General features: G+C 52.5%; 25 protein-coding genes. 21 read left to right on the plus strand and 4 right to left on the minus strand.

Features of this window, described 5'->3' with window-relative positions; translation table 11 throughout:
* Window positions 1–10 precede the first annotated feature (10 nt).
* From C1714_RS08820 to uxaC, 10 genes are all read left to right on the plus strand, one after another.
* A complete protein-coding gene (locus C1714_RS08820; protein WP_102342821.1) occupies window positions 11–775 on the plus strand; it encodes a DeoR/GlpR family DNA-binding transcription regulator in 765 nt (254 codons plus the stop codon).
* Window positions 772–1,407, plus strand: a complete 636-nt coding sequence (locus C1714_RS08825; RefSeq protein ID WP_102342822.1) for a hypothetical protein — start codon at window positions 772–774, stop codon at window positions 1,405–1,407. Before C1714_RS08820 ends, C1714_RS08825 begins: the two co-directional genes overlap by 4 nt.
* Complete coding sequence (locus tag C1714_RS08830) at window positions 1,404–3,368, plus strand: BglG family transcription antiterminator (protein WP_102342823.1); 1,965 nt, start codon at window positions 1,404–1,406, stop codon at window positions 3,366–3,368. Before C1714_RS08825 ends, C1714_RS08830 begins: the two co-directional genes overlap by 4 nt.
* Window positions 3,369–3,429: 61 nt before the next feature.
* The gene (locus C1714_RS08835) at window positions 3,430–3,963 is read left to right on the plus strand and encodes a PTS sugar transporter subunit IIA (protein WP_102342824.1); all 534 of its coding nucleotides are present in this window, start codon (window positions 3,430–3,432) and stop codon (window positions 3,961–3,963) included.
* A 235-nt stretch (window positions 3,964–4,198) separates the two neighbouring features.
* Window positions 4,199–4,513 carry a PTS fructose transporter subunit IIB gene (locus tag C1714_RS08840; RefSeq protein WP_102342825.1) on the plus strand — a complete coding sequence of 105 codons (315 nt, stop codon included), beginning with the start codon at window positions 4,199–4,201 and terminating at the stop codon, window positions 4,511–4,513.
* A gap of 58 nt (window positions 4,514–4,571) precedes the next feature.
* Window positions 4,572–5,690 carry a PTS fructose transporter subunit IIC gene (locus C1714_RS08845; protein ID WP_102342826.1) on the plus strand — a complete coding sequence of 373 codons (1,119 nt, stop codon included), beginning with the start codon at window positions 4,572–4,574 and terminating at the stop codon, window positions 5,688–5,690.
* Window positions 5,691–5,781: 91 nt separating this feature from the next.
* Complete coding sequence (locus C1714_RS08850; RefSeq protein ID WP_102342827.1) at window positions 5,782–6,666, plus strand: class II fructose-bisphosphate aldolase; 885 nt, start codon at window positions 5,782–5,784, stop codon at window positions 6,664–6,666.
* Between the two features lie 57 nt (window positions 6,667–6,723).
* Window positions 6,724–7,815: an iron-containing alcohol dehydrogenase family protein gene (locus tag C1714_RS08855; protein ID WP_210115285.1), complete on the plus strand. Its 1,092-nt coding sequence runs from the start codon at window positions 6,724–6,726 to the stop codon at window positions 7,813–7,815.
* A gap of 32 nt (window positions 7,816–7,847) precedes the next feature.
* Complete coding sequence (locus C1714_RS08860) at window positions 7,848–8,042, plus strand: hypothetical protein (protein ID WP_102342829.1); 195 nt, start codon at window positions 7,848–7,850, stop codon at window positions 8,040–8,042.
* Between the two features lie 17 nt (window positions 8,043–8,059).
* Complete coding sequence (uxaC, locus tag C1714_RS08865) at window positions 8,060–9,517, plus strand: glucuronate isomerase (RefSeq protein ID WP_102342830.1); 1,458 nt, start codon at window positions 8,060–8,062, stop codon at window positions 9,515–9,517.
* Between the two features lie 138 nt (window positions 9,518–9,655).
* Here uxaC and C1714_RS08870 read toward each other — a convergent pair whose 3' ends face one another.
* The 3 genes from C1714_RS08870 to eda are packed head-to-tail and all read right to left on the minus strand — an operon-like array spanning window position 9,656 to window position 12,154.
* Entirely contained in the window at window positions 9,656–10,096 is a 441-nt protein-coding gene (locus C1714_RS08870) for an HIT family protein (RefSeq protein ID WP_102342831.1), read from the minus strand.
* Between the two features lie 49 nt (window positions 10,097–10,145).
* A complete protein-coding gene (locus tag C1714_RS08875; protein ID WP_102342832.1) occupies window positions 10,146–11,171 on the minus strand; it encodes a sugar kinase in 1,026 nt (341 codons plus the stop codon).
* Between the two features lie 17 nt (window positions 11,172–11,188).
* Window positions 11,189–12,154: a bifunctional 4-hydroxy-2-oxoglutarate aldolase/2-dehydro-3-deoxy-phosphogluconate aldolase gene (gene eda / locus C1714_RS08880; protein WP_102342833.1), complete on the minus strand. Its 966-nt coding sequence runs from the start codon at window positions 12,152–12,154 to the stop codon at window positions 11,189–11,191.
* A 233-nt stretch (window positions 12,155–12,387) separates the two neighbouring features.
* On the opposite strand from eda, the gene C1714_RS08885 reads away from it, so the two are divergent.
* From C1714_RS08885 to hpf, 8 genes are all read left to right on the plus strand, one after another.
* Window positions 12,388–13,419, plus strand: coding sequence for a LacI family DNA-binding transcriptional regulator (locus C1714_RS08885; RefSeq protein ID WP_102342834.1), 1,032 nt, complete (start codon window positions 12,388–12,390; stop codon window positions 13,417–13,419).
* Between the two features lie 22 nt (window positions 13,420–13,441).
* The gene (locus tag C1714_RS08890) at window positions 13,442–14,926 is read left to right on the plus strand and encodes a tagaturonate reductase (RefSeq protein ID WP_102342835.1); all 1,485 of its coding nucleotides are present in this window, start codon (window positions 13,442–13,444) and stop codon (window positions 14,924–14,926) included.
* A gap of 4 nt (window positions 14,927–14,930) precedes the next feature.
* A complete protein-coding gene (locus tag C1714_RS08895) occupies window positions 14,931–16,412 on the plus strand; it encodes a UxaA family hydrolase (protein ID WP_102342836.1) in 1,482 nt (493 codons plus the stop codon).
* Window positions 16,413–16,457: 45 nt separating this feature from the next.
* Entirely contained in the window at window positions 16,458–17,789 is a 1,332-nt protein-coding gene (locus tag C1714_RS08900) for a C1 family peptidase (RefSeq protein ID WP_102342837.1), read from the plus strand.
* Between the two features lie 71 nt (window positions 17,790–17,860).
* Window positions 17,861–19,174, plus strand: a complete 1,314-nt coding sequence (rimO, locus tag C1714_RS08905) for a 30S ribosomal protein S12 methylthiotransferase RimO (RefSeq protein ID WP_102342838.1) — start codon at window positions 17,861–17,863, stop codon at window positions 19,172–19,174.
* Entirely contained in the window at window positions 19,161–20,399 is a 1,239-nt protein-coding gene (locus C1714_RS08910; protein WP_102342839.1) for an aminopeptidase, read from the plus strand. Before rimO ends, C1714_RS08910 begins: the two co-directional genes overlap by 14 nt.
* Window positions 20,400–20,434: 35 nt before the next feature.
* Window positions 20,435–21,895: a DUF2779 domain-containing protein gene (locus C1714_RS08915; RefSeq protein WP_167849994.1), complete on the plus strand. Its 1,461-nt coding sequence runs from the start codon at window positions 20,435–20,437 to the stop codon at window positions 21,893–21,895.
* 176 nt (window positions 21,896–22,071) lie between these two features.
* Complete coding sequence (gene hpf, locus C1714_RS08920) at window positions 22,072–22,596, plus strand: ribosome hibernation-promoting factor, HPF/YfiA family (RefSeq protein ID WP_102342841.1); 525 nt, start codon at window positions 22,072–22,074, stop codon at window positions 22,594–22,596.
* Between the two features lie 84 nt (window positions 22,597–22,680).
* Here hpf and C1714_RS08925 read toward each other — a convergent pair whose 3' ends face one another.
* Window positions 22,681–23,343 (minus strand): hypothetical protein, encoded by a 663-nt coding sequence (locus tag C1714_RS08925; RefSeq protein WP_102342842.1) that lies wholly within the window; start codon window positions 23,341–23,343, stop codon window positions 22,681–22,683.
* A gap of 413 nt (window positions 23,344–23,756) precedes the next feature.
* Between C1714_RS08925 and C1714_RS08930 the strand changes: the two genes are divergently transcribed.
* The 3 genes from C1714_RS08930 to ptsP are packed head-to-tail and all read left to right on the plus strand — an operon-like array spanning window position 23,757 to window position 26,101.
* Window positions 23,757–24,131, plus strand: coding sequence for an MG284/MPN403 family protein (locus tag C1714_RS08930; protein ID WP_102342843.1), 375 nt, complete (start codon window positions 23,757–23,759; stop codon window positions 24,129–24,131).
* Window positions 24,132–24,158: 27 nt separating this feature from the next.
* The gene (locus C1714_RS08935) at window positions 24,159–24,395 is read left to right on the plus strand and encodes an acyl carrier protein (RefSeq protein WP_102342844.1); all 237 of its coding nucleotides are present in this window, start codon (window positions 24,159–24,161) and stop codon (window positions 24,393–24,395) included.
* A complete protein-coding gene (ptsP, locus tag C1714_RS08940) occupies window positions 24,389–26,101 on the plus strand; it encodes a phosphoenolpyruvate--protein phosphotransferase (protein WP_102342845.1) in 1,713 nt (570 codons plus the stop codon). Before C1714_RS08935 ends, ptsP begins: the two co-directional genes overlap by 7 nt.
* Window positions 26,102–26,135 lie beyond the last annotated feature (34 nt).

Raw genomic sequence — 26,135 nt, forward strand, 5'->3', positions numbered from 1 at the left:
AATCAATCAAATGAAGTACGAACGGATCAGTTCTGTTGAACAGTATATTGAGGAACACGGCAGTGCGTCGCTCGAAGATCTGAGCAGCCATTTTAACGTCAGCGTGCAGACGATGCGCCGTGACATCGCATCCTTGTGTGCGCAGGGCGTGATAGAAAAGGTGTATGGCGGCGTTGTATGGAAGGGATCGCCTGTCCAGTTTACGGTTCCTGCCGCGATTAAGCGGGATCAGGAGTGCGCGGAGGAAAAAAGGGCCATTGCCGCCCTGGCTGCCGAACAGGTCGAGGACGGTCAGGTCATTTTTCTCGATTCGGGAACGACCGTCTGCCGCATGGTTCCGTTTTTGAGCACACGGAAAAATCTCACGGTCGTAACCCATTCATTGCTGGTGCTTGATCAGCTGCGGGCAGTGCCGATGATCCGTACGATTGTGCTGGGCGGTGAGCTGGATCACAGTGCCAACTGCATGATCCCGGATACGGTGAACTACCAGTTTGATCAGGCCTTTGTGGCAACCGTCGGCATCGATGTGGAGGGCTGCACCAATACCAATCTTTCGGAGGCCAGAATCAAAAGCTATGTTCTTGGCCACAGTCAGCGGGGCTGGATTCTGGCGGATCATCGCAAGTATGTTTCCCGCGGCTGCCGCCGCTTTGCCTGCTGGAAGGATATTTCAGGCATCATTACGGACGGAGCGGGCGCCGATTGGCTGGATCGGCTTTCAAAAGAGCAGAATCTGAAGATCCTGCGTGCGGATATGAGGAAATCCATATGAATAATCTGACACTTCTTCTGCTTTTCATTCTTCTGTTCATTTTGACCGGGTGGGCGTTTCAGGCTGCCCGCATGTATCCGGAATATAAAAATTCTCCGCTGGGCGAACTGTTCGGCGGTTTCATCGGCTACTTCTGGCACGCTGCCATCCGTCAGGACGCAAGTCAAAGCTTTACGTTGCGCCGCGAGATCGGTACCAGCCGCCTGCTGTATTCAAAGGTGGATGACAAGGGGCATACGGTGGCGAGAATTGTTACCGTGTTCTACAGCCGCGGCATCATGGTCATTGCCTATCTGATTACGGAAGGAACCTTCCGCGGCAAGGCCAAGGATGCGGACTGGATCGTCACCCGTCAGGAAAAGAAGGAGACTGTCAGCCGGCGCATTACCAATCCGACGCCGTATATCGAAACCTATCTTCTGCGTCTTGCCCGTACCTATCCGGATGTGCATCTGGAGACGCGCCTGTGCTTTCCGGATCAGGCCGACGTTTCGCAGCTGAAAAGCGACATCCGGTGCATCCACGCTGCGGATGTTTTGAATGAGCTGAAAAATGTCACCGGTGCGACCATGAGTGATCAGCAGATTCTTGACTGTGTGGCCAGGACAGTGGAAGGCACCTCGAAGAAATGAACCAGAAAAAGGAAACACAGGAGGCAATGGCAATCATTCAGCAGCTGCTGGATGGAAAGGCGATGGCGGCGCAGCAGATTGCGGCGAATGTCGGCATTTCCGAGAAGACGGTACGCAAGCGGATTGCCACTGCAAATGAAATACTAGGACAGCAGAATCTCGGCCATTTGACGGCACGACCGCGCAAGGGCGTTGTGCTGGAATGCGTTCCGGGGCAGAAGGAACAACTGCTGGCTCTGTTTGCACGTCAGGATACGCCGCAGGCGGTGCTGGACCAGGAACGCCTGAAGCCGGCGCTGCGCATGATTCTGCGCGCTGTCTTTTCGGATCCGGTAACCGTCAACCAGGTTGCGGATGCTTTGTATCTTTCGGCTCCGACGGCAGCCAAGCTGATCCGTGAATGCGGACAGTGGCTGTCCTCCAGCGGCATGCAGCTGCAGATGGTGCGCAACCGGGGCATTACGCTGGCGGGCAGCGAGTCATCCTACCGCCAGGCGGTCACTGCCTATCTTCTGATGATGGTGCAGCCGCAGGATGCGCAGAGCGAACTATCGTATCTGTTTCCGCATCTTGATGTGGCATTGATTCAGGACTGCCTCGTGAAGGTGGAGAAGGAGTGGAATTTCAGCTTTACGGACTCTTCGTTCGTTGAAATTCTGACCTGCGTATGCATTGCATCCTACGAAAACATGCAGAACCAGTATCTTCTGAAGCTGAACTATGATGGCGAAGCACTGGAGCAGTATAACGAATACAATTTTGCCGCAACCGTCTATTCGACGGTCAATGAACGGATCGGACTGGAGAATCGAAGGGAAGAGGTGCAGTATCTGACGATTCAGATTCTGTGTTCCCGGGTCATTTCGGCGGGCAACACGGAAACGCCGGAAGAGATGGTTCGGGAGTATGGCGAAAAGCTGAGCAGCTTTGTCAAAAAGGCGATTCTCGTTGTATCGCAGGTGCTGAACATTGATCTGACGAAGGATCAGGATCTGTATTCGGGCCTGTTGAATCATATCCGGGCACTGATGTTCCGGGTCAAATACGGACAGCCGCTGGAGTCGACCGTCAATGCCTATGTACGCAAGGAGTTCATTATGACTCTGCGCGTGACGTGGCTGATTTCGACGCTGTTTGAGGAGTACTTCTACTTCTCAATCAACGATGATGAGCTGAGCTACATTGCCCTTTACATCCAGAGTGCGATTGACTCTGTTTCCCGTCCTGTCCATGCGCTGCTGGTCATGGGGCAGAACCGCAGTGTCATGCGTCTTGCGCATGAGCGGATCATGCGCTGGAGCCGTGATATTTCCCGCCTAGAGGATGTGACGGCACATGAGTTCCGCTCGCATGCATGGCCGGATGCCGACCTGATTCTGACGACCGTTCCGCTGGACGGGGACGATCCCAGAGTCCTTCTGATCAAGGAGACGATCGGGGAAGATGATATGGAAGCGATCCATTCCCGCATCAATGATCTGCGGATGGAACGTGAGATGAAGAAGCAGTTTCACTTTGACCCGGTTTGCCATCAGCTGTTTGAACCTGATCTTCTGATGACAAGAGTCCACTACGATTCGAAGGAAGATCTTCTGCGGGATATGTGTCTGAGGCTGAAGAAAAAAGGCTATGCGAGCAGCCGCTATCTGCAGAGTGTGATGAAGAGGGAAGCGGCCGCCACGACGTCGATCGGTCAGGGCGTTGCGATTCCCCATGGCAATATGCGCTACACCAACGAGTCGAAGATCGTGATTGCGACGCTGGATACGCCGATTGACTGGGGCAATGAGAAGGTTGATACGGTGTTTCTTCTGAATATCCGGATGAACAATGAAGTGGAACTGAAAAAATGGCAGGCTTTTTACCGGCAGTTCCTCCGTCTGACCGGTTCCAAGGAGCTTGTCAGTAAAATAAACCAGTTTACGAATCCGGTCGATCTGTATTATTATTTGATTCAGTAACACAACATATTCAATGAACCTTTTTCGAGAACTGCGCTGACTGGAAGAGAAAGGGCGGATTATGGATCTGAGTGAAATTCTGAATCCTGCGATTGTAGATCTGCAGGTGGAAGGTACGACGAAGCGCGAGGTGCTTGAGAATCTGAGCGGGCGCCTTCTGGCCAATGGCTACATTGGCGATGTGAAACAGTTTGTAGATGATATTTTTGTGCGGGAGGCGGAAGGCCCGACCGGCATGGGCTCGCAGCTTTCGATTCCTCACGGAAAATCGAAGACAGTGAAGAAAATCGGCATTGCCATCGGCCGTACGGTCAATCCGATCCGCTGGGAAAGCTCGATTGAGGATGGCGGCTGGCAGGATACGCGGCTGATCTTTCTGTTCTGTGTCAGTGCGGATTCTTCCTTTGCCGAAAACCACATGAAGCTGCTGAGCCAGCTGGCCGGCAAGCTTGGCAACGATGCGCGCGTCAAGGCGCTGCAGAAGGCGCAGACGGCGGATGAAATCATTCATCTGATCCTGTGCGGGGATGAGGAACTGGAAGGTTCGGCGACTGATGAGTCCGAAAAGATCGTTGACCTGGACATCAAGTTCTGAGTAAAAAACGGTAATTCAAGTATAAAAAACGGAAAAAAACGAAAAGGATGCGCTTACATCGGCGCATCCTTTTTCTGCGATAGTAATACGGTTTACCTTTTTGTTTACTAACCGGTTTACTTAAATAAATAAAAAAATGCCGTTTATCCGGTACGCAAAATTCTTATTCGCTGATTTGTGAACGATATATTTTAGGTAACAGCGCAGTAAACGGTTTCAAAGAAAGGAGTTCATCATGAAGATTATTGGAGTTACCGCATGTACAGCGGGTATTGCACACACTTACATCGTTGCCGAGAAAATTCAGAAGGCAGCGGAAGAAGCAGGGTGCCAGTGCAAGATTGAAACCCAGGGCACCATCGGTGTCCAGAATGAACTGACCGCAGAAGATGTAAAGAATGCTGATGTCGTCATTCTTGCTCATGACATTGCTGTTCATGGCACAGAGCGTTTTGCTGGAAAGCCGGTCGTTGACATTCCGATCAGTGTCGCAATGAAGAATCCGAAGAGTCTGATCGCGACGATCCAGAAGAAGCTCGGCAAGAAGTAAATGAAGTTTGGATTCAACTCAGTAAACCGAATCACAGAAAGGGGATAAACAAAGGTTTATGAAGTGGCAGGAATTTAAGAAGCACTTGATGACCGGAATCTCATTCATGATTCCTATGGTCGTCGCCGGTGGTATCCTGGGAGCTCTTGCAAAGGGCCTTGGCGGATACACCATCGGATCCTTGGGTCCGGAAGCTGGTGCAACAGCATTCTCGAACCTCAATGCATTCAACTGGACGCAGTACTGGTGGGCAATCTCGAAGCTGTCTGACTTTGCGATGAGCTTCGTCTGCGGCGTTCTGGCTGCCGGTATCGCATACTCGATGGCAGACCGTCCGGGGATTGTTCCGGCGTTCATCATCGGTTATACCGCTAACCAGGCAAAGGCAGGCTTCCTTGGCGCAATGCTGATGGCTTACATCGTCGGTGTCATCGTTCTCTGGATGGAGAAGTGGAAGCTGCCGAAGGCGCTGCAGGGTCTGATGCCGGTTCTGATCATTCCGGTGCTGGCTACGCTGATTTCCGGCTCTCTGTTCTTCTGGATCATCTGCAAGCCGATGGCTCTGGTGATGACTGCTTTCCAGAACTGGATTCAGAGTCTGTCTTCCGGCTCTCTGTTCATTATCGGTGCTGTTATCGGTGCCTGCATGGGCTTCGATATGGGCGGCCCGATCAACAAGACTGCATCCATGGCAGCAAATGCTCTGTTTGCGGATGATCCGGATGGCACGGGCATCGGTTCTTCGGCCGAATCTGCAAAGATTGTCGGCGGCATGACTCCTCCTCTGGGAATCGGCATCGCTACGATCATTGCCAAGAACAAGTTCACGCAGGAACAGCGTGATGCCGGTATCACCTGCATCCCGATGGGACTCTGCTTCATTACCGAAGGTGTTCTGCCGTTTGCAGCGGAAGATCCTCTGCGTGTCATTCCGTCTTCGATGATTGGTTCCGCAATTGCCGGCGGCATGGTCATGGCAATGGGCTGCCATACACCTGCAGCTCATGGCGGTATCTTCATCGTTCCGGTCACCACGAATCCTGGTGCATTCCTTCTCGCTCTTGCCGTTGGCACGATCGTTACAGCAATTCTGTATGCAGTACTGAAGAAGCCGCTGGATGAGAGTGAAAACGTTGAAGAGAAGGTTGATGACAACCTGGACATCAACATTCAGTAACGATTGATTTTGAACAGGGCAGAGTCGTTCGGCTCTGCCCTTGGTTATGTATTAACAGCAGAATCATACGAACAGGAGGAAGATATAGTTTATGTATGAGTCGATGAAGTATATTCTCAAGGATGCCAATGAGCACAACTACGCCGTCATGGCGGTCAACAGCGTAAACATGGAGATGGCGCGCGCCGTCATCAGTGCCGCTGCTGAAAAGCATTCGCCGATTATTATCAATATCGGTGTCGGCCAGATGAAGAAACTTGCGCATCCAAGCGAGATGGTTCCGATGATCAAGGAGATGGCCGAGCGTGTCGATGTTCCGGTCGCTCTCAACCTGGATCATGGTTCCACGTTCGAGGATGAAGTCGCTGCCATGCGCTGGGGCTTCTCGTCGGTAATGATCGACGCTTCTTCGCTGCCGTATGAGGAAAACGTTGCCCGTGTTTCCAACATCGTCGCTCTTGCGCATGCACGGGACATCTGCGTTGAAGGTGAGCTGGGTCATGTTGGTCAGGCGAATGTCGGCGATAACGAGCATCTGGATCTCTACACCAATGTTGCCCAGGCACGTGACTATGTCGATCGTACCGGCATCGATGCGCTGGCCGTTGCCATCGGAACGGCGCATGGTGACTATCCGAAGGGCATGGTTCCGAAGCTGGACTTCGACCGTCTTGCCGAGCTGAAGGCTGAACTCAAGATGCCGCTGGTTCTTCATGGCGGTTCCGGTTCGGGTGAAGAGAACATTCGCAAGGCGGTTGCCGGGGGCATCAACAAGATCAATGTCTGCACCGATGCATTCCATGCGGCTGAAAAGGCGATGAAGGCCAAGTGGGAAGAGAATCCGAACACGAACTATCTTGAAATCATGATGACGGCAGAAGCCGCAATCAAGAAGTTCGTCATGGACTACATTGATCTCATCGGCTCAGCAAACCGTTATGGCTACGGAGCTACGTTCTCCGACAGCCAGGAGTAAGTTTCGCAATCCATTCGGGCCGGGGTTTTCCCGGCCTTTTTTACAAAGGAGCGAATGATGAATTCATTGTTTCTACCCCGCGTATCGGTCGGTACGGATGCCTATGATGCCTTTGCGGATATTCTTCCTTCGGCTGGAACAACCTGTGCCATCTATTACGGGGAACATGCATGGAAGGCGGCGGGAGGGAAAGTGCTTTCGGCCATGAGCCGGGCCGGCATCAGGATTCTCGAACAGCAGTGCTATGGCAAAGAGGCTTCCTTTGAAAATGCGCAGCGTATCATTGATTCTTCTTCTGCAGCCAGCGCTGACTTCCTTCTGGCTGTCGGTGGCGGCAAATGCATGGATACGGTCAAGTATGCCGGCTTTGTGATGCATAAGCCGGTGTTTACGTGTCCTACGATTGCAAGCAACTGCGCCCCGGTCACCAGGATTGCCATCATGTATACGCAGCAGGGGGCCTTCAGGGAAATTGTTCAGCTTTCCGAGCCTCCCCGGCATTGTTTTATTGATCTTCAGGTCGCTGCTGAGGCACCGGATTGCTATCTTTGGGCAGGTATGGGAGACACAATGGCAAAACATGTGGAGGCATCCTTTTCTGCAAGGGGCGATGAACTGACATACGGACCAAGGCTGGGTATAAAAGTAAGCGAGCTTTGCTATGAGGATATTCTGCAGTATGGTGCCAGAGCACTTGCCGATGCCAATCGAAAACAGACATCGTTTGCGCTGGAAATCGTTGTCCAGAACATCATCGTTACAACCGGACTAGTATCGGTCAGTGTAGGCGCGGATTATAACAGTGCGCTGGCGCATGCGCTGTACTATGGCCTGAGTGTCCGCAGGGATGTTGCGGAACATCATCTTCATGGAGAGATCGTCAGCTACGGGACACTGGTGCAGCTGATGATGGATGCTCAAACGAAGATGTTTGAGGAAGTGTATGCCTTCAACAGGTCGATCGGTCTGCCGCTGAAACTGGCGGATCTTGGTCTTGATGTCAACAGTGATCTGAGCGATGTTCTTGAGGTGACGGCGAACAATCAGGAGCTGATTCACGTTCCCTATCCCGTGACGAAAGAGAAGATACTGCAGGCCATGAAGAGGGTGGAGCAGTACCGTTTGGATGATAGGGATTTGGTAGAATAAAGGTGCTTTTGCAGGAAGGAAACGGTGAGTGTATGCTGCGAATGATTATTATGCTCGTGATTCTGGCTGCGGGCATGTATCTGATTCTGAAGGCGAAGGTTCACTTTGCCCAGCGTCAGAAAACCCAGCCGGATAATGCATGGTCCAAGGAGGAAAACCGCTGGCGGTACATGGGCTATGTGCTGTGTGCGATTGATGTTGTAATTGCAGGGTTTATTAACTTTTAAGAGGTGAAAGTAAGAGTATGAAGGAATATATGGGTCCGGATTTTCTGCTGGAAACGGAAACGGCGAAACGTCTGTATCATTCATATGCGGAGAATCTTCCGATCATTGATTATCATTGCCACATTCCGCCCAAGGATATCTATGAAGATACGCGTTTCACCAATTTGGCACAGGTATGGCTTGGCGGTCATCAGAAGAGAGAAGACGGCAGCGACTACTATTATGGCGATCACTATAAGTGGCGGCTGATGCGTGCCAACGGTGTTCCCGAAGAATACATTACCGGTGATGCGCCGGACCGTGAGCGGTTCCAGTACTTCTGCGAAACATTGGAGAAGACGATCGGAAATCCGATGAATCACTGGTGCCAGCTGGAACTGCGCAAGTATTTCGGCATTGAGAATGTGATCTGCGGTGCCAATGCGCAGAAGATCTGGGATAAGGCCAATGACATGCTGCAGAATGATCCGCACTGCACCTGCCGCGGCCTGATAGAATCGTCCAGCGTCCGCTTCATCGGTACGACCGATGACCCGGCTGACTCGCTTGAGTGGCATCAGAAGCTCAGAGAAGACAGCAGCTTTGCGCCGATCGTTGCGCCCTCCTTCCGTCCGGATCTGGCACTGAATATTCAGAAGTCTTCCTTTGCCGGCTATATGAAGCAGCTCGGGAAAGCGGCAGGCATGGAGATCAACAGTGCAGCCGATGCCGCCAGAGCACTGGAAAAGCGTCTCGACTTCTTTGTAAGCATGGGCTGCCGCGCTTCGGATCACGGCATTGAAACGATTCCGCATACCGCTGCCTGGAACGATGAGAAGCGTGCCGATGAAGTGTTCCGCAAGGCAATGGCAGGGGAAGCGATCAGCGAAGCGGATCGCGATGACTGGCAGAGCTGGCTGCTGTATCAGCTTGCCTGCATGTACGATGCGCGCAATGTTGCGATGCAGCTGCACTACAATGCGCTGCGCAACACCAATGAGAAGTACTTCCATCTGCTTGGCGCGGATACGGGCTTTGATGCCATGGATGCGCATGACTGCATTCATGGAATTCAGAGTCTTCTGTCGGATCTGACCATGGCCGGCAGGTGCCCGAAGATGATTCTCTATTCGCTGAATCCGGAAGACTTTGATGCCCTTGAGACGCTGGCCGGCTGCTTCCAGCAGGATTCCAGTGTGAAGAGCCGTGTTCAGCTCGGTGCTTCCTGGTGGTTTGTGGATACGAAGGACGGCATGGAACGCCATCTGCATATCTATGGACGTCTTGGTGTGCTGGGCAACTTCATCGGCATGCTGACGGATTCGCGCAGCTTCCTGAGCTATACGCGTCACGAGTACTTCCGTCGCATTCTGTGCAATACGATCGGCAGCTGGGTCGAAAACGGCGAGTTCCCGGATGACGATGCGATGCTCAAGCCGATTGTGGAAGGCATCTGCTACTACAATGCCGCCAGATATTTCGACATTCCTGAGTAAAGACAAAACAGAAACGATCAGAAAAACGATCAGAAAAAAGCTGTCAGAGATGTCTCTGGCAGCTTTTGGGTAAAAAAAGGGCTGTCAGGATCATCGATCATTGACAGCCCCTGGGAGGATAAAACGTGTGATGGAAGATTACTTCTGGTTCAGAATCAACGGACGCAGACGGTCGGCGATGACTCTGGCTTCTTCGTCGCTGATTTTGTTGGGTGTCGGGTTCATGAGGAAGGTGCCTCCCCATTCTGCCTGATCCTTGTATTTCGGCACCAGATGGCAGTGGAGGTGGTGGCCGGTATCACCGAACATACCGTAGTTCAGCTTGTCCGGATGATAGGCTTCATGGATTGCTCTGGCAACCCGTACAACATCCGCAAGGAAGGCATGCTGTTCTTCCAGAGGCAGGTCGACGATTTCCGAAACATGATGCTTGGAAGCGACGACGCAGCGGCCCGGATGTGTCTGTTCACGGAACACGTAAACGGTTGAAGCCGGCAGTTCGCAGATTTCATAGGCGAACGCATTGACCAGATCGCCCTTGGCGCAATAGCTGCAGTTGGGATCTTTGATTTCTTCCATAATCTGATTGTCTTCTTTCTGTTGTTTTCTGATTTCCCTGAATGTTCACTTACCGCTGAACACGGCCCGACGTGTTGCCGCCGGCGAGGGAGAGAACTTCACTTTCGGATACACAGTTGAAGTCGCCCGGCAGGGTATGCTTGAGAGCCGAGGCTGCGACGGCAAACTCCAGTGCCTTTTGCGGATCATTCCACTTCAACAGACCATGAATCAGGCCGCCCGAGAAACTGTCACCGCCGCCGACACGGTCAACGATCGGAACGATTTCATAGTGACGCGATTCATAGAACTGTTTGCCGTCATAGAGCAAAGCCTTCCAGCCGTTGTCCGAAGCACTGTGGCTTTCCCGCAGCGTCGAGGCAACAATGCTGAAGCCGAACTTCTTTGCCATCTGTTCAAAAATCGTATGATAGCCGGCCGCATCCGTGCTGCCATGCTCGACATCGGAATCCGGTGTAAAGCCAAGGCACTTCTGCGCATCTTCCTCATTGCCGATGCATACGTCAACGTATTCCATCAGCGGTGTCATGACTTTCTGTGCCTCTTCCTCGGTCCACAGCTTCTTGCGGTAGTTGAGATCGCAGGATACTCTGACGCTGTGCTTCCTGGCTTCTTTGCAGGCAACTTCCGTCAGCTTTGCACTCTTGGCTGATATTGCCGGTGTAATGCCGGACCAGTGGAACCAGTCGGCTCCCGTAAAGATTGCATCCCAGTCGAAGTCTTCCGGATCCGCTTCCGCAATTGCCGAACCGGCACGGTCATAGATGACCTTGGAAGGGCGAAGAGAAGCACCGTTTTCTGCATAATAGATGCCGACACGGCTGCCGCCGCGGGCAATGTATTCCGTATGAACACCATAACGGCGCAGCGCATTGACAGCGGCCTGCCCGATTTCGTGTTCCGGAAGCTTGGTTACATAGTAGGCATCATCGCCATAGTTGGCCAACGATACAGCAACATTTGCTTCGCCGCCACCCCAGATGACATCGAAGCGGTCAGCCTGGAGAAAACGCTGTGAAGGATCCGCCGGCGTCAGCCGGAGCATGATTTCACCAAGAGTTACAACTTTTGTCATGATATGGACCTGTCCCTTCAGTCATTGACCAGATGGATGGCAAAGCCGCCGATCTCGTCCTTGAAGTAGATGAACTTGAGATCACCATTGGCATCATAGGTCGCAGAGTCTTCATCAAACGCATAGCCAAGGGTACGGAAGTAGGCTGCTGCCCGTTCGGTGGAGTGAACGCCGATGGCGATGTGGCCGTGGGCTCCCTTGTGCTGGTTCACCATGATTTCGACCAGCTCACTGCCGAAGTAGCCCTTGCTGGTTTCACGGACACTGCCCTGGAACAGCTTTGCGAACGCATCGGCTGTCTGTTTTCCTTCTGCTTCCGTGCAGTTGACGCCGACATGCTTGATATGCATTCCGAGCATCTTCAGTACTGCATCGTGCGAGATCCGTTCGATCTCATCGAATTTGCCGGCATCGATCAGCGCTGACTTAACCATCCAGGTGCCGCCGACTGCGAAGATCTTCGGATCATTCAGATAGTCGAGCATGTTATCCGTATTGACGCCGCCGGTCGGCAGGAAGGTCATACTGCGGTAGGGACCGCACAGTGCCTTGATTGTCTTGAGGCCGCCCAACTGTTCGGCAGGGAAGAACTTGACCGTGGAAAGACCAAGGGCAAGTGCCTGTTCGATTTCACTGGCGGTCGAAATGCCCGGGATCATCGGCAGACCTTTGCTCAGGACATAGGATACGATTTCCGGGTTCAGGCCGGGGGAAACGATGAATTCTGCACCTGCATCGATGGCGGAATCCACCTGTTGCTTTGTTAGAACCGTTCCGGCTCCGACGAGCATTTCCGGGCAGGCTTTCTTCATTTCAATCATTGCATCGTGCGCAGCTGCGGTACGATAGGTGACTTCCGCCACCGGAAGGCCGCCAGCACACAGTGCCTTGGCAAGAGGAGCCGCATCTTCGACACGGTTGAGGGCAATGGCAGGAATAATGCCGATGCCATGCATTCTTTTCATGACTTCTTCTTTGTTCATGGGATTTCCTTTCTGTGGTAAACCGGTATACTTAAACTCTAGTTCCGCCATATCTGCTTGTCAATGGCAAAATTCTTCTTTCGTTTTTTCGCTGCCGGATCCCGTGCGACATATTTTTGATCATACAGAACATGTCCATATCAGAGGAAAAACAGCGATCAATTTACGTTGACATCAACTCTCAAAACGGTATAACGTAGATTTAGTAAACAGGTTTATCACGGAGGCGGCCGATGAAGCAGAAGATCACGATCAACGATATTGCAAGACTTGCAGGTGTTTCCAAGGCAACTGTCTCTTTCTACCTCAACGGGAAATATGAACGAATGTCCGAAGCGACGCGGCAGAGAATTGAAGCCGCGATCCGCAAAACGGACTACCGCCCGAGCATGGTCGCCCGTTCGCTGAACTTCAAGCAGACGCATCTGATCGGTGTCATCATCGGTGACATTACCAATTCCTTCGCTGCCCAGATCGTCAAGGGCGTCGATGAAGTGTGCCGCAGCCATGACTACCAGATGATTGTCGGCGACAGCGGCTACGAGCTTAAAAATGAACATAAATGTGTCACCAGCATGGCGGCGATGGGAGTTGACGGTTTTATTGTGCAGCCTACGGTTCACTTTGAAACGATGTGGAATGAGCAGCACCTGGAAAAGCCGATTGTCTATTTCGATTCGCCCAACAGCCTGGACAAGGGACTGTGGGTCAAGACAAATAACTATGAAGCTGTTCTTGAAGCGACGGACATGCTGGTCAGCCGCGGCTACCAGCGCTTTGTTATGGTCACGGCCGATCCGTATGTTCTTCATACACGTCTCGAGCGCAATCGCGGCTTCACCGACTGTCTTGATGAACGCGGCATTCCCTATGAGGTCATCGTAGCGGATGCCGGCACCACGGCGGACATGATCGAAGAAAAGCTGAAGCCGTATCTGAACGGGGAACAGCCGACCTGCGTTTTTGCCTGCAACAACTGGCTGCTGGACAAGACCTATCTGGTGCTGCGCAAATACAGCTCCTTGATGCCACAGTATCTTGGCCTGATCGGCTTTGACTCGCTGGAATGGACGGAGCTGGCTGTGCCTTCGATTACGACGATCGTGCAGCCTGCCTATGAAGAAGGAAAATGTGCTGCCCGCGTATTGATCGATGCGATTGAAGGGACGGGCAAAGAGGCACCCAATCACATCCTCATGTGCAGGATCAATGAGATGACTTCGACGAAGCGGAACGTTTCGCCTATGAATACAGAACATGACTAACAGAGATATTCAGGAGGAAGCTATGGAAACATTAAATGCATCAATGACGCATCCCGTTGACCGCCCTGTACGGGTGGCCCAGTTCGGTGAAGGAAATTTCCTTCGCGCATTTGTCGATTATATGGTCGACCTTGCCAATGAGAAGGGTGTGTTCAACGGCAGCGTCGTACTGATCAAGCCGATTGCCTTCGGATCACTGGACAATTTCAAAAAACAGGACTGTCAGTATACCCTGCAGCTGCGGGGACGGGTCAACGGTCAGCCTTACAAGGAAACCCGTCAGATCACCTGCGTCAAGGATATTGTCTCGCCTTACGATGACTATGACCGCTACATTTCCATCGCCAGGATTCCGACGCTGCGCTTTGTTGTATCGAACACAACTGAAGCGGGCATCGTCTTCCATGCGGAGGATCGTTTTGAAGAGAAGCTGAATATCACGTTCCCGGCCAAGCTGACGCAGTTTTTGTATGCGCGTTATGAAGAGTTCCATGGCGATCCTGAAAAGGGACTTGTGATGCTGCCGGTGGAGCTGATCGATGACAATGGCATCGAACTGCACAAGGATGTTCTGAAGTACATCGATCTCTGGAAGCTTCCGGAAGGCTTCCGCAGCTGGGTTGAAGATGCCTGCATCTTTACATCGACGCTGGTTGACCGGATCGTCACCGGCTGGGTACGCGATGAGAAGGAGCGCAATGCCATCTACGAAGAGCTTGGCTATGTCGACAATCTGCTCGATACGGCCGAGCCGTTTGCACTGTGGGTTATTGAATCGAAGAAGGATATTTCGAAGGAATGGCCGATGGACAGGGCGCTGGCAGGCAAGGAAGGCATGAATGTCATCTTCACCGACAACCAGAAGCCCTACAAGCAGAGAAAGGTGCGCATCCTCAATGGCGCCCATACCTCCTTTGTTCTGGCTTCCTACCTCAAGGGCAATGATTTCGTCAACCAGTCGATGAAGGATCCGATCATCTGCGATTTCATGATGCACACGATTCATGATGAGGTGATCCCGACCCTGACGCTGCCGAAGCAGGATCTGGAAGACTTTGCCAATGCGGTCGTGGACCGCTTCAACAATCCGTTCATTCAGCACAGCCTGCTTGCCATCTCGCTCAACTCCGTTTCCAAGTGGAGAGCACGCTGCCTGCCTTCGCTGCTTGGCTACGTTGACAAATATCACCGGCTTCCGGAACATCTGACATTCTCGATTGCGGCACTGATGGCGTTCTACTCTTCGGATGAAAAGGGTGAAGGCTGCCTCAAGGGACATCGGGGCAGTGATGTGTATGACATCAAGGATGATGCGGCTGTTCTCGACTTCTTCGCATCCGAGTGCCGTAAAGATACCCGCACCTTCGTGCATGACTATCTGTCGCGGGAAGATTTCCATGGTCAGGATCTGACGAAGATCGATGGTCTGGAAGACAGGGTGTGTGAATATCTCGATGCCATCCGCAGGGACGGCATGCAGAAGACACTGGAAACCTATTTCGGCTGACCTCATGAAGAAAGCGATACAGATTCATCCTGCCGACAGTGTGGCGGTTGCTCTGCAGCCGCTGCGCAGAGGGGAACAGATCGTTCTTCCTTCCACTGCCGTCACTCTGCAGGAAGACATTCCCCTGGGGCACAAGTTTGCGCTGCGCGACATTGATGCGGGCGAAAACATCATCAAATACGGCACCATAATCGGTCATGCGATGGCGCCGATCAAAGCCGGTGAACATGTCCATACCCATAACATGAAGACCAATCTGTCAGATATTCTGGAGTATTCCTATCATCCGGTTTTCCTGCCGCAGCCAAAGGCGGAAGGACGCACCTTCCAGGGCTTTGTGCGCAGTGATGGGCAGGTGGGCATCCGCAACGAAATCTGGATCATTCCGACCGTCGGCTGCGTCAACGGCATCGTGCGCCAGCTCGAGCAGCAGGCACAGTCGTTTATCCACGGCAGCGTAGACGGCATCCTCGCCTTTACGCATCCCTACGGCTGCAGCCAGATGGGCGATGATCAGGAGAATACGCGGCGGGTGCTTGCGGATCTTGTGCATCATCCCAATGCCGGCGGCATTCTTGTTCTCGGCCTTGGCTGCGAAAACTCAAACATCAATGTTCTCAAGCCCTACATTGGAGACTATGATTCTTCGCGTATGCGGTTCGTACAGGCGCAGGATGAAGAGGATGAAGTAGAAACGTGTCTTCAGGTGCTTAAAGAGCTCTGCGATCTTGCGGCGCAGGATCAGCGTACGACTGTTCACGCTTCAAAACTCCGGATCGGTCTGAAGTGCGGTGGCAGCGACGGTCTCAGCGGCATTACGGCAAATCCGGCAGTCGGAAGGCTTTCGGATCTGGTGTGCGCCGATGGGGGCAGTACAGTGCTGTGTGAGGTGCCGGAGATGTTCGGCGCGGAGCAGCAGCTGATGAACCGCTGCGCAGATGAACAGACATTTGAGAAGACAGTCCGTCTGATCAACGACTTCAAGGATTACTTCAAGGCTGCACATCAGACGATCTATGAAAATCCTTCACCGGGCAATAAGGCTGGCGGCATTTCGACGCTGGAGGACAAGTCCAACGGCTGCGTGCAGAAAAGCGGCACTTCTCCGGTCAATGACGTGCTTGCCTATGGGGATCGTGTTCAAAGGTCCGGTCTCAATCTTCTGAGTACGCCGGGCAATGACCTTGTTGCGGCAAGCGGCGAGGCGGCTGCCGGCTGTCAGATGATTCTTTTTACAACCGGACGGGGCACGCCGTTTGCTTCGTGTGTGCCAACCCTGAAGATTGCGACCAACGATACATTGGCCGGCAGGAAGAATAACTGGATCGATTTCAATGCCGGTGTCATCGTGGATGGAACGTCCATTGATGAGTGCGGGGAAGATCTGTATGATCTTGTCATTGCGACGGCAAACGGGCAGAAGGCAAAGTCCGAAGCGGAAGGCTATCACGACCTTGCGATTTTCAAGCAGGGTGTAACGCTCTGAACAAATGGAACACTGCGGTATAATGAGCGGCAGAAAGAGGATACGATGACAGAAATCAAGGAAAAGGATCTTCAGAATCTGGAAAAGAAGTACAGCCAGAACGATAAGGCGCGCGTTGTCCGCAATGCGCTTACGAGCAATGACATTTCGACGATCTCCAATGTGCTGGAGGCACAGGAAGCCAATCCGCGGTATTTTTCGATCGACCTCGCCAAGCTTCCGGTAACCAATCAGATGCAGTCGGGACGCTGCTGGATCTTCTCGTCCATGAACGTTCTGCGTGAGATGATTGCGAAGAAGTACAAAATCGACGGGCAGTTCGAGCTTTCGCAGAACTTTATTGCCTTCTATGACAAGCTTGAGAAGGCAAACTGGTTCATGGAATGCGTCACGAAGGAACTCGACAATCCGCTCGATGAACGTACGATGCAGTGGCTGCTCGATACGGGTGTCGGTGATGGCGGTCAGTGGAACATGGTTGTCTCCATCATCAAGAAGTACGGCCTCTGCCCGAAGAGCGCGATGCCGGAAACCTACCAGTCTTCGCATACCCACAGTATGAACGGCATTCTCAACAAGCGTCTGCGCCGGTTTGCGATTGATGCGAAGAAGGCACATGACGCAGGTGATGACAAGGCGATTGCGTCGCTGCGCAAGGATGCGCTGCAGGAAGTGTACGGACTGCTGTGCGACTGCTTCGGAGTTCCGCCCAAGAGCTTCACGTTTGAATACTACGACAACAAGAAGGAATACCATGGTCACCGCAATGTGACGCCGCTGGAGTTCTATGAAAAGTATCTCGGCGTCGATCTTGATGATTATGTAGTCATCATCAATGCGCCGACGGCTGACAAGCCCTACCACCAGATCTTCAGTGTGAAGTACATTGGCAATGTTGTCGGCGGCGAAGAGATCCGCTATCTGAATCTGGACATGGCCGAATTCAAGAAGGCTGTTCTGAATCAGATGAAGGATGGCGAGTGTGTCTGGTTCGGATGCGACTGCGGCAAGGAAGCCAACCGTGACTACGGTCTGTGGGATGCAGCGGCATTCGATTATGAAAACACCTTCGATATGAATCTTGCCATGACGAAGGCCGAAATGCTGGACAGTCGTGAGTCGGCAATGAATCATGCGATGGTTCTGACGGGCGTGAATCTTGACGGAAAGAAGCCGGAGCGCTGGAAGATCGAAAATTCCTGGGGCGATACGCATGCGGACAAGGGTTTCTATACTGCAAGCGATTCCTGGTTCGATCTCTATGTGTATGAAGCTGCGGTGAACAAGAAGTATCTGAGTGCGGCTCAGCGCAAGCTTCTGGATCAGAAGGCGGTTGTGCTGGCGCCCTGGGATCCGTTTGGAACATTGGCGGACTGATGTCTGAGCAGCAGGGGACGAAGCGGATCTCCTGCTGTTTTCTTCGCTGTCCGCTTTGATTGGAGAACTGTATGAAGATAGCTGTCATTTCCCTTGGCTGTGCCAAAAACCTGGTCGATACCGAGAATCTGCTCGGCATTCTGCGCGAAAGCGGGCAGGAGTTTACCTCCTCCTGGAAAGATGCCGATGCCTGCATCATCAATACCTGCGGCTTTATTACCTCGGCCAAGGAAGAGGCCCTGGACACCATTGAAGAAGTGCTTGCCCATAAAGGCGGAAAACTGAACAGGGTGATTGTCATGGGCTGCCTTGCCAAGCGGTACAAGCCGGATCTGGAAGCGGCGTTCCCGGATGTGGACCGGGTGATTTCTATTGATGAATACGGGCATCTTGGTCAGATTCTTTCCGAGACGCTCGGAGTCAGAATCGCCAATGACTACGGCAAGGCGCCGCGTGTTCTTGCCGGCAAGCCATGGATGGCCTATGTCCGCATCGCTGATGGCTGCAACAACCGGTGCAGCTATTGTGCAATTCCGACGATCCGGGGCAGATTCATATCCCGGCCCCAGGAGGACATCGTCAGGGAAGTCAGGGATCTGACGGCAGCCGGTGTGAAGGAAATCAATCTGATCGCCCAGGATTCCAGCATGTACGGTTTTGATTTTGACGGGCATCTGCATCTGAGCGAACTGCTGAAGAAGCTCGATGCCGTTGATGGGGTCCGCTGGATCCGGGTTCTGTATCTGTATCCGGATGAGATTCCGGACGATCTGATCGATACGATCAACAGCAGCTCGCATATTCTGCCGTATTTTGACATTCCCGTTCAGCATGGCGGCGACCGTATGCTCAAGGCAATGCATCGGCGTGGATCCCGTGCACTGATCGAGGAACGCTGCCGTGCCATTCGCAGCCGTGTCCCCAATGCCGTCCTGCGGACGACGCTGATCGCCGGCTTCCCGGGTGAAACCGAGGAAGATCATCAGGAGAATCTGTCTTTGGTCCGGGCAGTTCATTTTGATCACCTGGGCGCCTTTACCTATTCAAAGGAGGAGGGGACGCCTGCCTTTGACATGGATGACAATGTCCCTGAGGAGGTAAAGGAGCAGCGCAAGGCTGAGATCATGAAGCTGCAGGAATCCATTGCGGCGGAAGACCGGAAGAAGATGATCGGAACAACCGCCGAGGTGCTTCTTGAAAGTAAGCATCCGCTTGGAAACATGTACATTGGACGTTCGGCCTTCTATGCGCCGGATGGCGTTGATGGGTGTGTATATGTAAAGTGCACGGGGCAGCATTCGCCTGGCGATATGGTGTCCGTGAAAATTACGAAGACAGCAAAACAGGATCTGATCGGGGAGGAAATTGACAATGCCGTCGAATGAAACGCTGAATACCTATGCCCGTCTGCTGGTGCGTACGGGTGTAAATCTGCAGCCGGGGCAGCCTCTGGTTGTGCGCTGCGCACTGGAAACGGCGGATTTTGTACGCCGCGTCGTAAAGGAAGCATATCTGGCAGGTGCTTCAAGCGTGGATGTCCAGTGGCAGGATGATGAGATTACGCGGCTGGGCTATACCTACCGTTCCATTGATTCACTGTCAACGTATCCCGACTGGATGGTGCAGCGTACCAGGGCACAGCAGGCCGCCGGAGCGGCACTGTTGGCCATTGTGAGTGAGGATCCCGATGCCTTCCGGGACGTGGACCCGGAAAAACACCGGGCGGCAGCAGCTGCCAGACAGAAGGCGACGCATGATCTTGAAGCGTATACGATGAACAATCATGGGCAGTGGTGTGTTGCGGCGGTTCCTTCTTCGGCCTGGGCAGGGAAGGTGTTCCCGGATCTAAGCAGTGAGGCGGCCATGGATGCGCTGTGGAAGGCGATTCTTCATACGGTGTATCTGGATCAGAAAAAGGATGCCGAGACGCTCTGGGCGGAACATTCCAGTGCTCTTCAGAGGCATGCGGCCTGGCTGAATGAGCGTCAGTTTGTGTCGCTGCACTTTGTCAATGAACTTGGTACGGATCTTGTTGTCGGGCTTGCAAAGCATCACATCTGGGGCGGCGGCAGTGAGAAGTGCATTGATCGCAACTGTGAGTTTCAGCCCAACATGCCGACGGAGGAAATCTTCACGACGCCGGACCGTACGCGTGTCAACGGCATTGTTTATGCCTCGCGCCCGCTGTCCCATGAGGGCAGGCTGATCCGTGATTTCAGCCTGCGGTTTGTCAATGGCGAAGTGGCAGAATATCATTGTGCTGAGGGAGAAGAGGCACTGGTTTCGATTCTCAGGGCGGATGAGCATTCGCGATATCTGGGCGAAGTGGCGCTGGTTCCGTATGATTCGCCAATTTCGCAGAGCGGCATTCTGTTCTACAATACGCTGTTTGATGAAAATGCGGCCTGCCATCTGGCGCTGGGCGCTTCGTATCCGGGACAGATTGAAGGCGGAGGAGCAATGTCGGAAGAGGAACTGCTGGCGCATGGCGGAAATGTTTCGGCGGTTCATGTGGACTTTATGTTCGGCAGCCGCGAAATGCGTGTGACGGGCATTGATGACAGCGGGAATGAAACTGTGATCTTTGAGCACGGAAGTTTTGTGATCTGATTTCTTCTGGGGGTTTTATGTATCATATTTCGGATTTGAAAAAATATATGCGCTGTCCCCGTCTGTTTGTGCTGGATCAAAGGGAAGAACAGCAGGAGCGTCCGCAGAGCTTTCTTCGTCTGGATCAGACGGTAACCGATCTGGCGGCTCAGAAACTCGGGATCAGGGATGCCTTTACGGGCTCGGTCGGGGATCCCAAGGAAAAGGCACTGTCCGCTCTGGCAGATTATGAGTGGCTGATCAAGGCGCGCTTTGAATATGACGGGTTGCGGGTGAAGGTTCCGTTTCTTCATCGTCTGCCGGACGGGAGCTATGAGCTTTACTTTCTGATGCTCGGCCTGTTTCCGATGGACAACGACATGCTGTTTTACAGTTCCATGGTATGGGTGCTGGAAGGAAACGGTCTGCGGATTTCGAAAATGCATATCATGCACCTGAATGCGTCCTATGTGCGCAACGGTGAGCTGGACGTGGATCAGCTCTTTGTGGTTTCGGATTATTTCTATAACGGCCGCCATCATCCTTCCAAACCGGTGGAAGAAGCGGTCCGGGAGTCGATCCGTGATCTGCACGGGCCGTTGAGGATGATGGATGCGGCTCTTCTCAAGGAGGCGCCGGCACCTGTACATACCGGCCGCTGTACGGGACGGATCGTGTGTCCGTATTACGGTTCCTGCTTTGTGAGTGAAGCCGGGATGCCGTTCAACAGCATTCTTACGCTGACGGCTTCGGGACAGCGCTATGCGATGAAGCAGGCGGGAAAAGAATACCTGCGGGATGCGGATTTCAATGCGATTGAAGGTACGCGTCAGCAGTATGCGCAGATCATGGCGGATCACAATGGCGGCGTCTTCGCGGACCGCTGCGCGATTCAGGCGTGGCTCGATGATGTGCGCTATCCGATTGCCTTTCTGGATTTTGAATGGGAACGCTATGCGATTCCGCCGTTTGACGGTCTGCGTCCGTTTGACGTTGTGCCTTTTGAGTACAGTCTTCATGTGCTGGAAGAGGATGGATCCATTCGTCATTCGGTCTTTCTGTCGGTGCAGGATGATCGGCAGGATATGATCCGCTCTTTACTGAAGGAAATGCCGCCGGCCGGGTCACTGATTGCCTATAATGCCGAAGGGGCGGAGAAGATCCGTCTGCAGGAGTGGATGGATCAGTTTCCGCAGTACCGCAGCGATCTTGAAAAGCTGACGGCGCGGATGAAGGATCTGCAGCAGCCGTTTATGAGCGGGGCTGTCTATGATACTAAGATGGCCGGCAGCTGGACGCTGAAGTCGATTCTGGCGGCGATTGGCGGGCAGGGCTATAAGGACCTGGATATTCATGAGGGGATGAGCGCTGTCTATGCTTGGCGGCATCTGGACCGGGAAGAGGAAAATGTGGACCGGCAGCAGATCATTGATGATCTGAAGGCCTACTGCAGTATGGACAGCTACGCAATGATCTCGGTTTTTCAATGGCTGCAGCAACTGGCAGGGCAGAAATGACAATTTGCCGTGACTGTCTGTTCTTTCATCCGGATTTCAGATTGCGAAGCATGGTGCATGCTATAATGCAAGCAGTGATCCCCCTTGCCCGTGTATGAGGCAGCGGGATGAAAAATGCACATCATTCCCTTTGTCCTTTACGGGGCATGGACTCACTTTGAAAGCGAGGTAGTTGTATGCATTTTGAAATCGTTGGCAAGAACATTGAAGTGACACCTGCAATGCGGGCACAGATCGAGAAGAAGCTCTCGCATCTGGAGAAGTATGTCCTCATTGACCCGGATGCGACGGCACGGGTTGTGACCCGTGTGTATCCGAACAGCCAGAAAATCGAGGTGACCATTCCGACGAAGTTCGGCATTCTGCGTACAGAAGTGGTGAGCGATGATCTGTATGCGGCGGTGGATCTTGCCGTAGATAAGCTGGAGGATCAGCTGCGCAGACAGAAGACGCGTCTTTCCCGCAAGCATCGTGAGTCGCTGTCGGATGCCTTCCTTGCGGAAGCGGATGAAGCGGAACCGGATATCCCGGTCAAGACGAAGAGCGTGACAGCGGATGCGATGGATCTGGATGAGGCGATCATGCAGATGGAACTGAGCTCCCATGACTTCTTCGTTTACACGGATACGGAGTCGGGGCGTGTTTCGGTTGTCTACAAGCGCAACCATGGCGGCTATGGTCTTCTGGAGACGGATAAGTAAACCCTGCGTCGATCAAATGATTAAAGCAAAAGGAGCCGGCGGGCTCCTTTTGTTATGGGCGATTTAAGATGGAGGGACTGTATCTCAGGCCGACAGAATCAGAATCTGATACAGGAAGTAGACAATGGTCATTGCCGCCATGCCGGGCACAAAGGAATGGGACTGGTTGTAGAGGTAGGCGGAAAAGGCGATGGCCAGAATGTTGTAGAGATACACCGGAATAAAGATGTGAAGCGAAGCCGGTGCAAACAGCAGCGTATAGTACAGCCCGAAGGCAAAGCCGCTCAGAAGTATGACAAGCACCTCCTGGCTGCGGACGTTGAAGTGGTCGGTCATGCATTTGAAGCCGATGTTGATGAGTGCGGCCTGTGAAAAGGAATAGGCAATCAGAACCGGCGGCAGAGCTCCCGGATAGGCGGCAGCTTCCGTTACATGGTCAATCGGCAGCGGCGCCTTCAGAAAGCGCTCGTTGACAAACAGCCATATGCTGAGGAAGACGATGCCGATGACGGTCCATAAAACAGCTTCACCGATATGGTCCTTGGCCCGATTGTAATGAACACCCAGCAGGTTCCAGTCATACAGAATCAGGATCCAGGCTGTAATGTTCAGACTGAACATGTCGGCGATTGCTTCGATGGAAATAAACATTGAAACCACCCTGCGAAGGACCGGGACCAGAAGAAGAATGGCCATGGTCAGCAGAATACGCTTTACGGAAAGCGTTGACTGTGTAGAAACACTCATAGAATCTCCTGAAAAACTAAAGCGATTATAGCGGAATTGAAAGACGGTCACAAGCCGGACTGTTTCCATGCAAGCACACGGGAATGATCATCGCCAATAATCCTGTATGATTCTTTCTATTTTTCTTCGGGAATCCGGTGCTGCTTTGACTATGGAATGGTTGAAAGGGGTGGAAAAGGGATAAAAATCAACAAAAACATTGGATAATTGTATTTTCCTATTGTAATTGACCTGTTTCGCATGCAAGAATACAAACGGAAGTGATAACCATTATCATTTCTGCTTTTGTATCACGTTCTTCATACTTTCGTCAGACGCTGGCTGCGGGATTGAAATAAAGTTCAGCGTCCTGACACATGCTTATGCTATCTGTTTTGTTAATCGAGAAATAGAAAGGAGAGGGGAAGAGAAAGATGGCAGACAACAAAAGCACAGTGAAGACGCAGGCAGAGAAAGTTGCCGAAGCAAAGCGGGACGACACCATTATGAGGCATCTGGGTGAAGTTTCCCGTGCATGTTCCAGAAATGTGGATCTGGCCAATACGCTTGGGCCGGGTTCCATGATCGTGTCACCGCAGAAACTGGCGGATGATACAAAGTTCATTGCGATACTGCAGAGGGCGGTACAGGATCTGCCCCCAAAGTACCGGTTGATTATTGAGAAAGAATATCTCAGTATTTCAGAGAAGGGCTGGTACAAGCAGTACTTCCCGCGTTCGAGCTATGCCAAGGCGAAGCGGGAGGCGGTCAAGCTGGTTCTGGATATTCTTCATATCGATCGTTTTTGATGATAAACTTAGGAGAAGGAAAGTCTTATGGATCGTTTTTCTTCTCTGAAGGCATTGCTGAAGGAGTTCAGCTCTGATCAGTCAATCACGCCGGAAACAACGTTTGAAGAGCTTCACATGGATTCGTATGCGGTGGTTGATTTCATGCTGAAGGTGGAAGAGACGTTTGGAATTGTACTGGATAATGACATGATTCTTAAGGTGAAGACGGTTCAGGACGTTCTGGATTTAATCCAGCAGGATACTGAGGAGGAAGCATGTTAAAAGGAATTGCCGCGTCACAGGGTGTTGCTGTTGCCAAGGTTTACAAACTGGAACAGCCAGTGTTAGACATTCAGAAGGTTGAAGTAACAGATCTTGAAGCAGAGAAGGCAAAGATTGAGCGTGCCTTTGCAAAGACGGTGGAAGATATTGAGAAAATCAAGGAAACTGCCGCCGGTCATCTGGCTGCGGAAGAACTGGCGATCTATGATGCGCATCTGATGATGGCACAGGATCCGGAGTTTAAGAGCCAGATTCTGGATGAGATCGAAAACTCAAAGGAAAATGCGGAATACGCTGCGCAGACCGTTGCGTCCAACATGGTTTCGATGTTTGAAAACATGGATGACAGCTACTTCAAGGAGCGTGCTGCTGACATCAAGGATGTTTCGTTCCGTCTGCTGTGCAATCTGACAGGAAAGACGATTCCGAATCTTGCGACGCTGGATTCTCCTGTCATCATTGTTGCCAAGGATCTGACACCTTCTGATACAGGTTCCCTGAACAAGGAATTTGCCAAGGGATTTGCGACGGAAATGGGCGGACGTACCAGTCACAGTGCCATTATGGCCCGTTCGCTTGAAATTCCGGCTGTCGTCGGTGTCAAGGATCTGATGGCAAATGTGAAGAGCGGTGACACCGTAGTTCTGGATGCGATTGCCGGCGAAGTGATCGTCAATCCGGATGAAAAGACAATTGCCGAATACAAGGCCAAGGGTGCAGCCTATGAGAAGGAGAAGGAAGAGCTGAAGAGTTTCAAGGATCAGCCTTCTGTCTCTACCGATGGTCACAAGGTTCTCATTGTCGGCAACATCGGTTCTCCGGCAGATGTCCAGGCTGTCCGTGACAACGGCGGCGAAGGCGTCGGTCTGTTCCGTACCGAGTTCCTGTACATGAAGAGCGAAGATGACTTCCCGAATGAGGATACGCAGTTTGCTGCCTACAAGGAAGTCCTCGAAGCAATGCAGGGCAAGCCGGTTGTCATTCGTACGCTGGATATCGGCGGCGACAAGAAGCTGAAGTACTACCAGTTTGCGGAGGAGATGAACCCGTTCCTCGGTGTTCGCGCCATCCGTTTCTGCCTGCAGCGCAAGGATATCTTCCGGACGCAGCTGCGTGCTCTGTTAAGAGCATCGGCATATGGGCATCTGTGCATCATGTTCCCGATGATCGCTACCGTAAATGAATTCAAGGAAGCAAAGCAGTGCTATGAAGATGCACGTGCAGAGCTGATCAAGGAAGGCGTCAAGGTTGGCGACGACGTTGAGGTCGGCTGCATGATTGAGATTCCGGCTGCTGCGGTTCTGGCGGATCAGCTGGCCAAGTATGCGGACTTCTTCTCCATCGGCACCAACGATCTGATTCAGTATTCGATGGCGGCAGACCGTATGAGCCAGTCGGTATCCTATCTGTATCAGCCGCTGAGTCCTTCCATTCTGCGTCTGATCAAGATGACGATCGACGGTGCGCACAAGCATGGCCACTGGTGCGGTATGTGCGGTGAGATGGCCGGCGATGAGCTGGCAGCTCCGGTACTGCTGGGACTTGGTCTGGATGAGTTCTCGATGAGCGCAACATCCATGCTGAGAGCACGCCGCATGATCAACGGCCTCAGCTATGCAGAAATGCAGAAGCTTGCCGACAAGGCTTTGGAAATGGATACCATGGAAGAAGTCAGCGATCTCATCAAGAGCGCCATCGGCAAGTAATCCATCCGCGGTATAATCAGGAGGTGCTTTCGGG

Origin of the sequence: Galactobacillus timonensis (assembly GCF_900240265.1) — a bacterium.
GTDB classification, from domain to species: domain Bacteria; phylum Bacillota_I; class Bacilli_A; order Erysipelotrichales; family Erysipelotrichaceae; genus Bulleidia; species Bulleidia timonensis.